The organism is Photobacterium sp. AWH4_225 (assembly GCF_056158405.1).
Map to the genome: position 1 here is coordinate 2743483 of NZ_JBSWTF010000001.1, position 16427 is coordinate 2759909.

The 16427-nt window shown below is 48.6% G+C and carries 13 protein-coding genes; 7 read left to right on the forward strand and 6 right to left on the reverse strand.

Annotation, left to right across the window (positions count from 1 at the left end; translation table 11 throughout):
• The first annotated feature begins 66 nt into the window (after positions 1–66).
• The 4 genes from ACXAD4_RS12805 (at position 67) to ACXAD4_RS12820 (ending at position 5255) form a co-directional block, all read left to right on the forward strand.
• A complete protein-coding gene (locus tag ACXAD4_RS12805; protein WP_475241862.1) occupies positions 67–2823 on the forward strand; it encodes a glycoside hydrolase family 3 protein in 2757 nt (918 codons plus the stop codon).
• Positions 2824–2980: 157 nt separating this feature from the next.
• On the forward strand, positions 2981–3967 hold the full coding sequence (locus tag ACXAD4_RS12810) for a substrate-binding domain-containing protein (RefSeq protein ID WP_475241863.1): 987 nt from the start codon (positions 2981–2983) through the stop codon (positions 3965–3967).
• A 126-nt stretch (positions 3968–4093) separates the two neighbouring features.
• Positions 4094–4375, forward strand: coding sequence for a hypothetical protein (locus tag ACXAD4_RS12815; RefSeq protein WP_475241865.1), 282 nt, complete (start codon positions 4094–4096; stop codon positions 4373–4375).
• Positions 4376–4517: 142 nt separating this feature from the next.
• Positions 4518–5255: a YrhK family protein gene (locus ACXAD4_RS12820; protein WP_475241866.1), complete on the forward strand. Its 738-nt coding sequence runs from the start codon at positions 4518–4520 to the stop codon at positions 5253–5255.
• A 76-nt stretch (positions 5256–5331) separates the two neighbouring features.
• Here the strand turns inward: ACXAD4_RS12820 and ACXAD4_RS12825 are convergent, their stop codons facing one another.
• The 6 genes from ACXAD4_RS12825 to ACXAD4_RS12850 all read right to left on the reverse strand — a co-directional run bounded on the left by ACXAD4_RS12825 (position 5332) and on the right by ACXAD4_RS12850 (position 12411).
• Positions 5332–5805 carry a response regulator gene (locus ACXAD4_RS12825; protein ID WP_475241869.1) on the reverse strand — a complete coding sequence of 158 codons (474 nt, stop codon included), beginning with the start codon at positions 5803–5805 and terminating at the stop codon, positions 5332–5334.
• A gap of 10 nt (positions 5806–5815) precedes the next feature.
• On the reverse strand, positions 5816–7138 hold the full coding sequence (locus tag ACXAD4_RS12830) for an ATP-binding protein (RefSeq protein WP_475241870.1): 1323 nt from the start codon (positions 7136–7138) through the stop codon (positions 5816–5818).
• 10 nt (positions 7139–7148) lie between these two features.
• Positions 7149–8564 carry an SLC13 family permease gene (locus ACXAD4_RS12835; RefSeq protein ID WP_475241873.1) on the reverse strand — a complete coding sequence of 472 codons (1416 nt, stop codon included), beginning with the start codon at positions 8562–8564 and terminating at the stop codon, positions 7149–7151.
• A gap of 231 nt (positions 8565–8795) precedes the next feature.
• Positions 8796–10199 (reverse strand): MATE family efflux transporter, encoded by a 1404-nt coding sequence (locus tag ACXAD4_RS12840; RefSeq protein WP_475242778.1) that lies wholly within the window; start codon positions 10197–10199, stop codon positions 8796–8798.
• Positions 10200–10402: 203 nt separating this feature from the next.
• Entirely contained in the window at positions 10403–10819 is a 417-nt protein-coding gene (locus tag ACXAD4_RS12845) for a CBS domain-containing protein (RefSeq protein ID WP_475241875.1), read from the reverse strand.
• 278 nt (positions 10820–11097) lie between these two features.
• The gene (locus ACXAD4_RS12850; protein WP_475241876.1) at positions 11098–12411 is read right to left on the reverse strand and encodes a DUF945 family protein; all 1314 of its coding nucleotides are present in this window, start codon (positions 12409–12411) and stop codon (positions 11098–11100) included.
• A gap of 258 nt (positions 12412–12669) precedes the next feature.
• Here ACXAD4_RS12850 and ACXAD4_RS12855 point away from each other — a divergent pair, with 258 nt between their 5' ends.
• The 3 genes from ACXAD4_RS12855 to ACXAD4_RS12865 all read left to right on the forward strand — a co-directional run bounded on the left by ACXAD4_RS12855 (position 12670) and on the right by ACXAD4_RS12865 (position 16248).
• Positions 12670–14622, forward strand: coding sequence for an ATP-binding protein (locus tag ACXAD4_RS12855; protein WP_475242779.1), 1953 nt, complete (start codon positions 12670–12672; stop codon positions 14620–14622).
• A complete protein-coding gene (locus ACXAD4_RS12860) occupies positions 14619–15125 on the forward strand; it encodes a response regulator (RefSeq protein WP_475241878.1) in 507 nt (168 codons plus the stop codon). The genes ACXAD4_RS12855 and ACXAD4_RS12860 overlap by 4 nt, the downstream gene beginning before the upstream one ends.
• Before the next feature lie 133 nt (positions 15126–15258).
• On the forward strand, positions 15259–16248 hold the full coding sequence (locus tag ACXAD4_RS12865) for a 2-hydroxyacid dehydrogenase (RefSeq protein ID WP_475241881.1): 990 nt from the start codon (positions 15259–15261) through the stop codon (positions 16246–16248).
• The last annotated feature ends 179 nt before the right edge of the window (positions 16249–16427 follow it).

The window sequence follows — 16427 nt, forward strand, 5'->3', positions numbered from 1 at the left end:
TTCAGTTGATAAGATTTTTCCCGCCTACCCCCACACCCTATTGATTTAACGAAGAAAGGATGAAAGATGTTAAAGAACAAAAGAACCTTACTCAGCTGTATGATCTTAGCTGCATTAGTATCGGGTTGTGGAAGCGATGACAATGACACTGGAGGCAAAGACACCCCGACGACTGAGCTGCCATATTATGCAGAGTGGCCCCAGATTAACTCCCCGATTAAACAAGATGCAGCCATGGAGTCAGAAATTGCCAGCATCGTGGCGCAGATGACATTGGAAGAAAAGGTCGGCCAGATGATCCAGCCCAACCTGACCGATGTCACTCCGGAAGAAGTGGCTGAATACAAGCTCGGCTCACTCCTCAATGGAGGTGGTGCCTGGCCGAACAATAATAAATACGCCACCGCCCAAGAGTGGGCAGACCTTGCCAACCAGTACCACCAAGCTGCAGAGCAATCCTGGGCGGGACGGGGCTTTCGTATCCCGTTCATTTGGGCAACAGATGCTGTACACGGCCACAACAACGTCTTCCGGGCTACCGTCTTTCCACACAATATCGGCTTGGGTGCAGCAAGGAACCCTGATCTGATTGAAGAAATAGGTAAAGCAACGGCTACTGAAATCACTGCAACCGGCCTTGATTGGACTTTCGCCCCAACAGTAGCGACACCCCGCGACTACCGCTGGGGCCGTGTCTATGAAGGGTATTCAGAAGATCCCGAAGTGGTTTACGAATATGCAGGCCGCATGGTTGAAGGTTTGCAAAATGGTGCTGAAGGTATCAAGGGCCAAGAGAATGTCATTTCCAATGTGAAACACTGGGTCGGTGACGGCGGTACCCGCAAAGGTGTCGACCGCGGTGAGAACCACTATTCAGAAGAATACCTCCGCAATATCCATGCCGTCGGTTACTTCTCTGGGTTAGATGCCGGAGCCCAGGTCGTGATGACCTCGTTTAACTCCTGGCATGACGATGCCAATTACGATTTGTGGCAAGACCACCCAGAAGTCGAGAACGGCGAATACAACAAAAAGCTCCATGGTTCCAAATACATGGTGCAGGACGTACTCAAAGACAAAATGGGCTTTGACGGGCTGGTTGTCACTGACTGGAATGGCCACACCGAAATCAATGGCTGTACGGCAAATAACTGCCCACAAGCGGTGTTGGCAGGCAACGATATTTTCATGGTCACAGCCCGCCAGGACTGGCAGGGCTTCTACCATAACGTCATCGATCAGGTTAACAGTGGCCTGATCCCGATGGAACGAATCGATGATGCCGTTACCCGTATTCTTCGGGTTAAAATGCGAGCTGGATTGTGGGATAAACCGTCACCGGTAAACCGGACTAACGCAGGTAACCAGTCACTACTGGGCCACCCTGAACACCGTGCATTGGCCCGTGAAGCGGTTAGCCAATCACTGGTACTGCTGAAAAATGAAGATAAAGTCCTGCCGCTGAAGAAAAATAATCAATTCCTGCTAACAGGTAGTGCGGCCAATGACATCACCAAACAAACCGGTGGCTGGACACTAACCTGGCAAGGCGATGGCAATACCATTGAAGATGACTTCCCTGGTGCGCAAACCATGAAACTGGCACTAGAAGAGTTGGTTGGGGAGGAAAATGTCTTTACCGATACCTCGCAAGCTGATCCCGAAACGACAGTCGCGATTGTCGTGATAGGTGAAGATCCATACGCGGAAATGATGGGGGATATCAAAGATAACCAAACCCTTGAATACTCATCCATCAAGTCTCATTACGCCGCAGACCTAGCCAAGATTCAGGAGCTAAAATCACTTGGCTATAAAGTCGTGACCATTATGTATTCCGGCCGCCCGCTTTATGTCAACGAGGAGATCAACCTTTCTGATGCATTTGTTGCAGCTTGGCTACCGGGCACCGAGGCTGGAGGTATCACGGATGTGCTGTTTAAGCAAAATGGTGCGCAGTTTAGCGGCAAGCTTTCCTATTCTTGGCCAAACATGAAGTGTTCAACCACTATCAACCGCCATGCCCCGAACCTTGAAGATTATGAGTACCAAGATGGCGAGCAAGATATTGCAGAAGGCGCAGAACACCAGCCATTGTTCCCATATGGATACGGTTTAGACTACTCGGGTAAAACAGACGTACCGGCCTCTGAGGGGGATCTCAATGCCTTGCCTCTTGACCCTCGAAATTATGGTTGTGGACGGGACGCACCTAGTGAGGGTATCGCCGACTCAATCATGGAGGTATTCAGCGCCACAGCAGCAGGTGACTTCCTACCTTATTTACAGACTGAGGCCAATAGCTGGTCAAGAACTGAAATCACAGGCTCTGGTGTCACTGATGCCGGTTCCATCACTGCCGAAAGAATAGACTACGAACACCAATACGATGCCCTCAAAGTCATCTATGCCGGTAATGAAGGTGAATGGGAAGGCCGCGCCGCCGCTGAGGTAATGATGCATACTGCGAGCGATGAGCCTGAAGATTACTACCCATACCTCAATGCCAATTCATCTCTGCAGTTCGATGTAAAGGTTATCAACTATAACCCAGATGAAAAGCTAACCGTTTCCATCCACCACGAGGGGGGCTGGGGTGAACTCGATGTCAGCAAGGTTGTACCTGAAGAAGGCCACCCTGATTGGCAGACAATCAAAATCCCGCTGGCTTGTTTTGAGCAAGCAGGCACGGATTTCGCCAGCTTAACCCGGGCATTTAACATGTATTCATACGACAACGTTGAAATCAATATCGGTAAGATCCGCCTTGTCCCAGAAGATCTAAACGAAGGAGAAGAGCCGCTAAGCTGCGCTGATTTATAACAACGACCATCAAGCTAGGTAAAACTTAGGGAGGCTAGCGCCTCCCTCTTTTTTAGCCCATTTTTTCGCGATCTTAAGCCCATCAATAACAGACTCTGTTATTAGCCAAGCGCTAACTTGCATACAATACGCTGCTAACCGACATGCCTGAGGGAATATGGCAAATTCAACAATTTATGACGTCGCCAAACTGGCAGGCGTCTCACCGGCAACTGTCTCCCGCTTTGTAAACCAAAGCTCACCAATCGATAAACTCAAATCAAGCCGCATCCGTGTTGCGATTGATCAGCTTGGTTACCACCCCCGTAAGCGCTTAAACCTAGAAGAAAAGGCACTGAAGATAGGTATATTGCTGCCCTCTTGTGACTGTCCTTTCAGCAATAAAATTCTCGCGGGTATCAAAAACTTTGCCGAAAAAAGCCAAAGCCAGCTAATTACCGAAAGTTCAAACTGGCAGCGGCCGCAAGAAATCCAACACCTCAAATATTTCCGCAGCCTTAACCTTGATGGTGTCATCGTTGTTTTAGGCCTGACTCCAGCCCATGAAGTTAAAGCCATACTCGGCAATATCCCGGTACTCTTTAGCTGCCGGAAAGAGTCTCCAGAGGCCAAAACCCTCAATATCAATAATCTGGTGGGCGGTAAAATGGCCACTAACCATCTATTGCAGCTTGGCCACACACGCATTGCCCACCTAACTGGACCCAAAGGGGTGTTCGATGGAGAGTGCCGCCTGGAGGGATATAAACAAAGCTTGCAGAATGCTGGGTTGAGCATTGATAGCTCCCTGATCATCGAAGGGGGATTTTCATTGGAAAGCGGTTTGAAGGCAACCCGCCATCTACTGCAGAGCGGCGCCGGCTTCACGGCGATTTTTGCGGCTAATGATCACAGTGCATTTGGTGCCATTCAAGCTCTTAACCAACATGGATTGAAGGTACCCGGCGACATATCCGTCGTCGGTTTTGATGATCATGAAATGTGCCCTTATTTTATTCCCCAACTTACGACGGTTAGGCAGCCATTGTTCGAGTTTGGCCGGTTGGCATTCCAGTCGATCCAGTCAACAATCATAAAAAAAACCTTTGACGCCCCCGTCCCCCCGTTTGAACTGGTGGTACGGAAAAGTACTGCCCGCTTATAAGTACCAAGCACTAGATAGCAATAAGCTTTCTTCACTAATAGGGCTAGCGGCTCTGTACTTTTGGGGGATAGACAATAGCCACTAGCGGCCTATAATGACGCCCCTTTCCCCCATTTGAACTTTACCATGGCTAAAAAACCCGATCGCCGTACCGCGATGCAATTGATCATCGAACAAGTGAAGCTAGAGCTGCCACTGTATGATCCCGATACCTTTGTCTGTGGCCCAGACAACAGTTGTATCGGTTGCCCCAAAAAGCTAATGGAGTTGCTTGAATCGGAAGTGTCTTACTGGGAATGCGTACTGGAAAGAGGCGACTCGCCAGACTTCGACGAGATCTCACGTTTTGGCAAGATGTGCAGAAATATCAAGCGAGGCTTGGTCAGAAACAATATTGTTGCCGCCTAAGCATTTAGGAAAGCCAAGTACTTGGTGCTTAAGGATCGCAGCTTCAGCGTTCAAGTAGGCTGTGATCATTCAAAAGCGATTACCCTGTTACTCTGCCAATCCGCTACCCTCGCCTTCCCAAATTCACTGAAGAGGGCGATTAATGGCACGCCTATTTACCAACCGTATCCGCATCCATGATATCACCCGGCATGACGCCGATCTCAAGAGCCACTTTCGCTGGGAGACCTTCGGTGCTGTAATGTATAAGCTCGGAGGGATATTCTTTGTGGTGGGTAGCATTTTATTTTTCCCCAGCTTTTCGACCTATTCATGGCTGGGGCAAACCTTATTCTTCGCGGGCTCGCTGTGTTACCTGACCATCAACTGCCACGATACCTATGACACCCACCGTTATTGGGCCAACCAGGTTACACAAAGCCGGGAAAAATGGCTGGAAGACAGTGCGAGCTATATCTACCTGACAGGGACATTGATGTATATCGCAGGCAGAGTTACCGCTTTTATCGATAGCCAGTACCAGGCGCTCAGTTCGGCCCTATTCATCATCGGTAGCCTACTTTTTGTCGTCGGCGCGACGATCAATATTATCAATATTGGAAAAATCAGCTCACGGCCTATTGCCCAACTGATGAACCTAACTGCGATAACCTTCATCGTGGGAAGTGTGCTTTTCGCGGTTGGTTCTGTCCCGCTGTTGTGGCAAGAGGAAACCATGGCAAATTCACCTTTGCTGGAAAACTTTATCTCATGGCAGTTTTTAATCGGTAGCTTGCTGTTTTTCTCTGGAGGGGTGTTTAACTACTGGCGGGCATACCTATTTATCCAAGATGCGGTAGCTAACCAACAAAAGGTTCCAGCTTTGGGACCCACTCTATAAAAAAGGGTGAGCTTCACTCACCCTCTCTAACTTGGTAACAGGCTTGCAATTTAGAGCCTATTTATTAGACCGCAGATTAACTCAACCGCCTAAACACCACACCATTATCTAGGATGTCCATCCAAGGCTGGTAGTCCATCCCCATATCAAAGATGTATTCGGTGATTAAGCTTCTGGCTGTTGTCAGCAGGCTATCGGCTTTCCAGGGCTTTTCGAAATAGCTTTCGATGCGAGCCCGGTTAATGGCGGCGATAGTATCTTGGTGCGTCGCCTGCCCAGTCAGCAGAACCTTTTTGGTTTTGTGAAAGCGTGAGTCCTGTGAGATTTCAGTCAGCAGCTCAACACCTGTTTTACCTGGCATGACATGGTCTGAAATCACCAATGCAATGAACTCACCTTCGGCATCCAGTTCATCCATCAACTCCAGTGCTTCATCCGCTGATTCACAGTCTTCAACATGAAAGAAGTCATTCAACGGTGACAAATCTTTCAATACGGCGCTTAGTACTTCCCTTTGATCATCTACGCAGATGATGTTTAGTTTTTCCATAACCATTCCCTTACGCGATTGGCAGTTTGATACGAAATTTTGTTTTATCCGGGTCACTTTTCAGTGCAATGGTGCCGCCATAGCTATTGACGATCCGCTGCACAATCGAAAGACCCAGCCCTAATCCGAACGACAACCCGCCTTTCTTGGTGGTAAAGTTGGGTTGAAATACTTTGCGCCGCGTCGCTTCATCGATCATCGGCCCGTTGTTGCTGATAGTGATCAGCAAGCGGTTCTTCGAATGCCGTGTGATAATCTCGATTTGTGGATCTGGGGTGTCCTCCATCGCATCACACGCATTCTTGATAATATTGACCCACACCTGCACCAACTCAGTCGTGCTTGCTGTCATCGTCGGCAGTACCGCCGGACGCAATACCACATTGACCCGCCTCAAGTTACTTTGCAGCAGTGCCAATGATTTATGGATGGTATCGTTAACATCAACATCCGGCTGACGGGCATTATCTGTGCCACCCAGCTGCTTCACCGAGCGGACTATACTGGCAGCATGTTTGGAAGCGAGCTTCATATCATGCAAATCACGACCGATATCCCAGTACTGCAGAGCTTCGTCGAGATTTTCTAACCAGTAAGCAGGCACGTCGCCGTCAGGCACTGCACGGGCAAGCTGCCTAGCCTGATCCCTTTCCAAGCCAAGATCTTGCTGCAGTTGCTTGGCACGCTTGCGGGCCTGTGCCGAAGTGACCGCCTGACCATCGCAAATCCCCAAGTCGAGGAATGGGCTGACCTCCGGTTTGTTCTCTTCCAAGAAACGACAGATCCCTTCCTGCAAACCCTCGGTTTTACTGCTTAAGACACCAACAGCGTTATTCAGCTCATGGGCGATCCCTGCAGCCAATTGCCCCAAGGTGGTCATCTGCTCAGCGGCATAGAGTTTTTGCAGCGCCTTTTCTTTCTCGATGGCCTGCAGCCCGGTCATCATCTGACGCTGGGCCAGCTCATGCACCATGACAGGCATAAACTGCTCGGCTAAAGAACCATAGGTTTCCGGCTCAACAGCTTGGGTCTTGAGATCTATCCAGGCTATTTCGCTGTCTTTTTCCGCCACAACAGTGGTCGAAGCCATCAAGGTTTGGGCAAAGAAGCTATGAACACCGAAGAACATACCCTGCTCGACCCTGAACACTTTTGCCGTAACATCCGCTTCGTTCTTGAGGTAACCAGACAGTTCGCCTTTCTTTACCCAATACAGTTTGTCGTTATAGCCATCCTGCACCAGCACCTGTGTTCCCGCCTTCACTGCTTCAGTTCGGGCGGGTTCACGGAAGTAGACATCGATGATCCGCTGCATGGCTTTTGGTTGATGCATGGTGACTCTCTTAGATATGGTCAATCAGGTGCAATAGCCAGATCATGGCAAAACTCAGTACCACACCAACTACCCCGATGATCACCCCGACACGGGCCATCTGGTTGCTCTGAACGTGACCTGTTGCATGAGCCAGCGCATTCGGCGGTGTACTGATTGGCAGCGACATACCCAGTGACGCAGCAAAGGTCACAACCAGAATCAGCGTGATTTCACCACCAAGTGGGACCAGCGATACCATTGACGTACCCAGCGCAGCCATAATCGGCATCAGCAAGTTAGCGGTCGCGGTATGTGACATGAAGTTTGCCATCACCAAGCACAGCAACGCCGAGCCAGCCAATACGATATATGGCGAGAAGCTGTCGAACGGAATGCTGTGCACCATCAGCCTAGCAAGGCCAGTCTGATCCAGAGCAAGGCCGAGGGCAATACCGCCCGAGACCAGCCACAGCACATCCCATGAAATTTTCTTCAAGTCTTCTTTATTGATAATGCCGGTCAGCGAAAACACCGCAACCGGGATCAGGGCAACGGTATAAGAGTTCATACCGTGGGCTGAGCCCATCAACCAAAGAATAATTGTCAGGGCAAAAGTGACATAAACAGTAATCGCTTTTGGTGTCATCAAGAATTTACCCTTGATGGTCAGTTCGATTTTTTCCTGTTTAGCAGGGTATAGAGTATTGATTAGCACCCAGGCAAACACCAGCAAGACGGCAACAAACGGTACGCCGAAGAACATCCATTCACCGAAGGTGATCAGGTTATCGCCCGTCAGGTACTTCAATGCGATGGCATTAGGCGGCGTGCCGATTGGGGTGCCAATACCACCGATATTGGCGGCAACCGGAATACAAAGAGCAAAGGCGATCTTACCCGGATCTTTAGCACCAAACAGTGCGATCACGGGTGCCAATATGGATAGCATCATAGCCGTGGTGGCCGTGTTCGACATGAACATAGAGAAGATAGCGGTGATCAGCATCAACCCGAACATGACGTATTTCGGCTGGGTACCGAACGGCTTCAACAATACCCGCGCCAAGTTAACGTCGAGGCGGTACTTGGTTGCCGCCATCGCAAGGAAGAAACCACCGAGGAACAGCATGATAATTGGGCTGGCAAAGGTTGCCATAATATCGCTGTAACTGAGAAGTTCACCGAAATGCGGCTGGCCTTCTGCCCCCCGGAACAAATATAGCCCTTTATCAGAGAGCAACATGAGTTCCAGCACAATGATCACCACAGATGTCGCATAAATCGGTATCGGCTCCAACACCCAGCACAAGGCTGCAAGCAAGAAGATCGCAATAACGCGCTGCTGAACAACGGTTAGCCCTTCAACTGGAAACGCTGATGCAGGCAGCATCAGAATGATGAGTGGAATGAGGACGGGTATGAGTACCCTCAGATATTGACGCATGTTTACATTATTCCCTTAAAAACACAAAATCTGGTGTCTGTCGCTGCTGATTAAGGCGCTTCATCAATGAAATTACGCAGCAGGATCAGAGGCACCGGTAGTACTTGTGTCTACCGGCAAAATTCTCGATTGGGTGATTGTGCGTCTATAGGTAGGAAATTTCACCGAAACAGATCAATAAACCAGTGAAATATAACTATTTTTGATGATTGACTTATTAAAAAATGAGATTTACGTTTTGGTGTCTGTTGCCAAGGTCTCATCGATAACATCTTCATGTCCCATATAAGTCCTTGATGAACAAAACGGAGTCAGTGGTACGCTTGGTTCAAGGATTTCAGACTGCTCCTCTTGTTGCTCATGCTCAGAAGCCATTTTCCGGACCTGGTTAACCACCAGCATGCCGCTGAAGATACCAAACACAATGGTTCCTACCGCCTGCCCCATCAATACACCTTCCGCACCGCCTAACTTACCACCTAACCAAACAAACGGGATGGTCCCTAGGGTTGCTTTTCCCATATTAAGCGCTGTTGACCACGTCGGGCGATTAAGGTTGTTAAAAGCTGCATTGGCAACAAACATGGCGCCATTAAAGATAAAAGTAATAGCAATAACAGTACAAAATACCGAGACAAGGCTTGCCGCATCCTCTTCCAAACTAAATGCCGCTATGAGCCAATCTTGCCCTAGCCATAACAACACTGATACCACCACACAGTAGCCAGTCACAAACATCAGCGCGTCAGAGAGCGAGCGCAGTATGCGGTCCCAACGCCCTGCACCGAAATTCTGGCCTATTATCGGGCCGATTGCCCCCGATAGCGAAAAGACCAGGGCAAAACACACGGGCATAATTCGGCCTATAACCGCATAACCGGCTACATAACTTTCACCAAACTGGGCGATATTGCTAGTCACGATAGCATTGCCTATCGGGGTCGCGGTATTGGTTAGAATTGCCGGAAACGCAATGGCAGAAATGGGCAACAAAGAAGATAAGAAAGAGCCGATATTAGGCCGGGCGACTAAATTATGATGAACAATCACTGCATGAATTGAAAAAACCATCACCGCTACTCGGGCGAAAACAGACGCCGTTGCCGCGCCTTCAACCCCCATAGAGAAGCCGAAGATAAATAAGGGATCGAGGACCGCATTAACCGCCCCGCCAATTATGGTCGCGTACATGGAGCGACGAGCATCACCAATCCCCCGAAGTGCAGCGCCTGCGGCCATCGATACTGCCACAACAGGGGCGCTTGGCATTAAGATCGTTAAATAATCCGTTGCTGCTTCAGCGACAGCACCTTTTGCCCCAATCATCGCGAGCAAGGACTGCAAATTATCGAGAACAACAGAAACCAGCACTGCACTGAAGATAACCGCGAAGATCATGACATTTACCGTCACAGACCTTGCTTTTTCGCGCTGGTTCGCACCCAAAGCCCGGGAAACCAGCGCCCCCATCGCAATGGACGTACCAATAGAAGCCGAGGTGGTAAAGAAAACCAAGGTACCCGCAAAACCGATGGCCGCCGCAAGTTCGATTTCACCAAGTAAACTGATGAAGAACATATCGAGTAAGTCGACCAGGAACAATGCCATCAAGCCAACCGCTCCAGTGCCAGACATCACCACAATGTGCTTCATGGGTGAGCCGGTGACAAACTTAGCGTCTTTGCCTGCCTTCAGCTGCGAGTTATTGTTCTCTTTAGTGGGTTGGGACGGCTTTGCCACTGGCTCTCCTTGCAAGCATTGAAAAACACCCGGGGTAATAGGGAATAAAAGAAAGGCGCTGAGTGCGCCTTTCTTTTATGTTGTCACATCACATGCCACTAAACCGGGTGCTTGAAGCAATCACCAATTTGGTTGCTTATCGCCGTAAGCACATCACGACGGGTAATGACTCCGACCAACTGGCCGTATTCGACCACCGGATAGATTTTTGGTTTTTGACCTGCCATGGTATCAGCCAATTCGATAATCGAATCTTCAGGAGACACAGTTAATACGTCTGCACGCATGCACTCTTCGACAGTATGGGTATCCTGACAGTAGTAACCCACTTTAAGTAATTTATGGATCATGTCTTGTTCAGACAAAAAACCGACCACTTTGCGTGTCTCATCAACTACTGGGCCACCAATTTGCTTAGCTGATAGTAGCTTGTCCAGTGCCTTAGAAAGAGACATCTTCGGTTCGAATGTCACCGGACGTACATTCATATAATCCTTGACCTTCAACGACTCCATACATCCCCCTAATCATGCTTGCTAAAACTGCCTACTACTATTCTGACAGCCTGTAGCGGTAACTTTTCAGATTGGCCCTCCCACTCCGGGAGCACCTCCTTTTGATATAAGTGTCGTCTATTTCCTTGAAATTACTAAATTGAAATAAGCGATTTTATTAATAGATATTACCTATCTTGATATCAAGCCACTGAGATTTGCTGATTAGGGGAAAAGAAATACAAAAAAACCGCCGAGGGTTTCGACGGTTTTTTTCATGTTAAACGATAAGCAAAGACTTACATGAACAGCATAAATAGCATGGCAAATGGCAGCTGATCACCGTTCGATAGGATCACTTTGTCGCCTTCGATCTGCATATCGAGTAAGTAATGGGTTGCATTGCGCTCGACAATCGCACTTTGTTCCAGCATGTCGACACGTTCACTGAGCAGCGGATCGGCTTCGACCAAGTCAACCGGCAGGCTAAGGTGGATATCACCCCCCAAATTCTGAGCAATTTGACCGATATTCTGAGAAATGTTGCTGATCCCAGGTGCTATCGTCATATTCAAGCGACTGGTTACCTGTCCTTCCGGCGCCAAGACACTCAGATCATTTACCGAGAAAGCCAGCCCTTTAGCAACCAGTGCATCCAAAGCGTCTGAGACTTCCTTGGCTTGCTGTTCGGTAAGTGGCTCTTCAAGATCATCTGTCATGTCGCCCAAACGGCTCAACGAAGGATAGTCAAGATCGGAAAAGGCCATCTGGAAATTGAAGTTGCTGTACTCGCTGCCATCAAGCATCACTAACTTACCTACCTTGACATGGTTAGAGTTAGCTAGCTGTAGATCCGCTTTTTCTTCACCTTCCACGGCCTCAGGCTGGGTCAGGATATTCTCCATGCCAACGGCCACAGCAGATAAATCCAAGCTCTGCTCAGAGTTGAGATCTTTAAAGCTGACGGCCTCGAGCGTCATGGATTGATCGCCAATCCAGAACTGGCCATCCAGATACCCTTTTCCGCCGCCTTTGAGGCCTTTCAGCACCATTTCTTCTTGTGCTGTCGTTGTCAGGCTGGCAGCTGGTAGCTGGTATTCAAACTCACCGGCGCCTTTGGCATTGACCGTACCCTGCATAACAAACGGAGAAACGGCCACGTTGGTACCGTTGATTTCTGTTGCTTCGATTGGATTGATCTGGAAGGTAAAGTCCGTCTTTCGGGTCAGTGCAGTGCTGGTCGTAAAGGTAACAGGTGCTACATTCTCACCCCACAGTGCATTTGCCATTGGCTGAAGTTCTTCATCCACCAGCAGTTCGCTGGTAGAAGAAACGCCCATAAATCCATGGCTTACATGGTGCTTAACAAACCAAACTGTCGGTAGGCCTTCATCTTCAAAAAGAAACTTCAGCTCATCCTTTAGCTCAATTTTGGACACTGCCTCAGAGTTAAGGTATCCGCGCTGATACGAATCATTGGATACAGCAAGATACGGGTTCTCATATTGGCCAAGTGTATCAAGATAAATGCGCTCACCAATTTGTCCCGTAGCGAACGGCCAACACAGTGCCACAGCCACAGCACCACCAACGGCACCGATTTTTCCTAGCATTATTTTTAGGTCCCAGATCTGAAGATGAAAGACTCAGTCTATCATAGCTTGCTGAACAATGAATTTATCAATCTATATTGATTTCCTAGGAATTTTTGACATTTATCCAAATAAGTCACACCTTAAACAAGGGGTGAAATTATTCTCACGCGATTGCTAGTTGGCTCTCAGTCCAGACTGCTGATTTCTTATACACTTAATTCAAAGTACCTAAATATAACAGTTACATAGCAATATTTTGACGTGAAGGGTGTAATGGTGAATAGTTTTGCGATTGTCTGTCTGGACGACGATCCTCTGGTTGTAGAAAAGCTTAATCAGGATTTGGCTGATTTTGCAGATCTTTTTGATATCTATAATGCCTACAGCATTACAGAAGCCAACGATATCCTTGAAGACATTGCGACCAACAACCAGCGTGTCGCCATGGTGATCTGTGACAATGAACTTGGCGATGATAAGGGTGTTAACTTTCTGGTCACCCTTGATCAGTACCCTGCCAGTAAACAAGCACGCTCGGTCCTGCTCAATGACATGCCTCAGCTCGATGCCATTATGCAGGCCGTTAACGAGGGGCGGCTTCACTACTGCCTGACAAAACCGTGGAACTCGCAAGAGCTAAAACAAGTATTGCTCAAAGAGCTCACCCACTTCGTATTGAAACACCCTGACGAAGACTGGCTCAAATACAGCCAATTACTTGATCATCGCCGGATCCTCAATGCCCATATCGAACGCCAAATGTCTCGCTTCCGGTCTGGGTTTATCCAGCACAGCCACACCCTTGACGATACCAGTTTGGCCAACCAGGTCATCGATGCACTGCACGAGTTCTTTGCCAGCAACGATGAAACCCGTGCCTGCCGTAGCTACAGTGCCAATCATATCCTGACCCAGGAAGGGGAGCCAAATAACTTCCTCTGGTTCATCACCAGCGGTGAAGTTGCGTTGTACAAAAAAGATGAGCACGGTTGCCGCCATGAGGTAGTAAGGGCCGGCCCGGGCCATCTGGTCGGCGGTATGTCTTTCATCTCCGGCGAAACCTCTTTCTCGACTGGGGTGACTCTATGCGGCACGGATGTGATAAAGCTAGATCGGGAGCTTTTCAACAAAGTCATGAATTCCCGCAGTGAACTGCTGCCATTGTTCACCAACCTCTTACTACGTAATTTCAACCGTCGTCTCAAAGGCAGTATTCAAACCGAAATGCGTTTGCAGCAGACCCTGAAGTCGTTGGACGAGGCCTATCACCAGCTTGTCGAAAAAGAAAAAATGGCAATGCTAGGGCAACTGGTGGCGGGTGTAGCACACGAGCTCAATAATCCAGTCTCTGCCATATTGCGCGGCAGCGATACACTCAAGCAGACGATTGGCACCATCACCAACACCACCCTCAGCCATGAGAATCAGGATCGTGGCAATGACATAATGCAGCAGGCTATGCAGTCACGGCCTTTGTCCACATCTGAAGCCCGCCAACGCGCCAAGCAACTAACGGGAGCACTCGGCGACAAGCAACTGGCGCGTAAGGTCGTTCAAATGGGCATTGATGACGAAACCCACCTCGAGCAATGGCTGCTACCACAGAAAAATCACCTACCGCAGGTATTATCGGAATGGGAAAACTACTATCAGATGGGCAACTTCCTGCGGTCTATCAATGTCTGCGCCCAGCGCATCGCCGATCTGGTCAAAAGCTTGAAAAGCTATGCCCGGCAAGATGATGAGTCCATCCACTTTGTCGACATTCACGAGGGATTAGAAGACACCTTGGTGATCTTCGAGAACAAATTGAAACGCCATCACGTCGTCAAGGAATACAGTTTGCTCCCCCCAGTCTATTGCCAGCCTATCGCATTGCAACAGGTGTGGACTAACCTGGTTTCCAATGCTCTTGATGCCGTTGAAGAGCCGGGAGAAATCAAAGTGATCACCCAGCAAGTCACTGATGAGATTACCGGTCAGCAAGCAGTTGAAGTCATCGTTGAAGACAACGGCAAAGGAATACCGCCGGAGCAGCAAGCAAAAATTTTCGAATTGAATTTTACCACCAAGCGAGAAGGCAACTTCGGCCTTGGAATCGGGTTATCTGTCTGCCAGCAGATCATCCATCAACACAATGGCAGCATAAGGGTTGAATCCGAGCCCGGATTATTTACCAAAATGATAGTGACTTTGCCTTTGGGCGAGGCAGTTAAGGAGAGCCTATGAACAAATATCTGATCCTTTGCGTTGATGATGAACGCGAAGTCCTTGATAGCGTCATCAATGATCTTCGAGCGCTGGAAGAGTACTTTGTTATTGAAGCCGCTGAGTCTGTGGATGAGGCAAAGGAAGTCCTTGCCGATACCATTGCTGATCATATCCCACTGGCGCTGATTCTGTGTGACCACATCATGCCTGGCGAAACGGGGATTGATTTCCTTATCGAACTCAAGCATCAAGAAGAATCCTGCAATGCACGTAAGGTATTGCTAACCGGTCAGGCAGGGCTTGAGGAAACCGTGCAGGCCGTCAACAACGCCAGCTTGGATTACTACATTGCCAAGCCATGGAACGGTGATCAGCTAAGACAGATCGTCATTGATCAGCTGACTACCTATGTGATCGACAATGAATCAGAAGCGGAATTGCTAGCTTGGATGCAGATCCTCGATACCAACAGGATCATGGAAGCGCTGAGCCACCGCCGATTATCGCTGTCGGACATATAACCCTACAAATTTAATTGTCATACAAACCTTTTCGGGACAGGGCTAAAAGTGTTATCTTGGTCACAAAATTATAAGATCAATTACACTACTCCAAGGCTTAAGCCAAGGAACAGTCAACCCGAAAAGGTGATCCATGAAAGTTGCAGTCTTCAGCACCAAAAAGTATGACCAGAATTCCTTCGAGCTGATCAATCAGCACTACAACCATCAGCTCGACTTTTACGACTTCCGCTTAACTCCACAGACCGTCAAAATCGTGCAGGGCTATGATGCCGTCTGTGCCTTCGTCAACGATGACTTAAGCCGTACGGTGCTGGAAGCTTTGGCAGAAAACCAGGTAAAACTGATTGCAATGCGCTGTGCCGGATACGATAAAGTCGATATTGAAGCGGCAAAATCACTCGGCATTCAAGTTGTCCGTGTTCCGGCTTACTCTCCGGAAGCGATTGCAGAGCATACCCTTGGCCTGATGCTCAGCCTTAACCGCCGCATCCACCGTGCTTACCAGCGTACCCGAGATGCTAATTTCTCCCTTGAAGGCTTAACCGGATTCAACTTCCACGGCAAAACCGTTGGCGTAATCGGTACGGGTAAAATCGGCATTGCAACTATCCGCATTTTAAAGGGACTTGGCATGAATGTTCTTGCCTACGACCCATACGAAAACCCAGTCGCAATAGATTTAGGAGTGGAGTACACCAGCTTGGATGACATTTACAGCCAGGCTGATGTCATTACTTTGCACTGCCCAATGACAGAGGAAAACTACCACATGCTCAACGCAGATGCGTTCGACAAAATGCGTGATGGTGTGATGATCATCAACACCAGCCGTGGTGAACTGCTCAACTCCAAAGATGCTATCGAGGCGCTGAAAAGCAGTAAAATCGGCTCTTTGGGCATTGATGTGTATGAGAACGAAAAAGATCTGTTCTTTGAGGACAAGTCCAACGATGTGATTAAGGATGACGTCTTCCGCCGGCTATCTGCATGCCACAATGTGCTTTTCACCGGCCACCAGGCTTTTCTGACTGAAGAAGCTCTTGGCAATATTGCTGATACCACGTTGAACAACATGTCCTTGTTTGATCAAGAGAAACACTCTGGCAATGAGTTGATTTAATCAGCTATATCGATTTATACAGCAACAACTTATGGGCAGGAGATACCCTGCCCTTTACAACTCCAGATAGCAACGAATAGAAAGCGATCACAATTTTTTACCAATTTGGTCGACTTTTAGGCCTAAATACTTAAAAAACAACCAGCAAAATTCCACAAAACTGCTATGAACACTGCCTT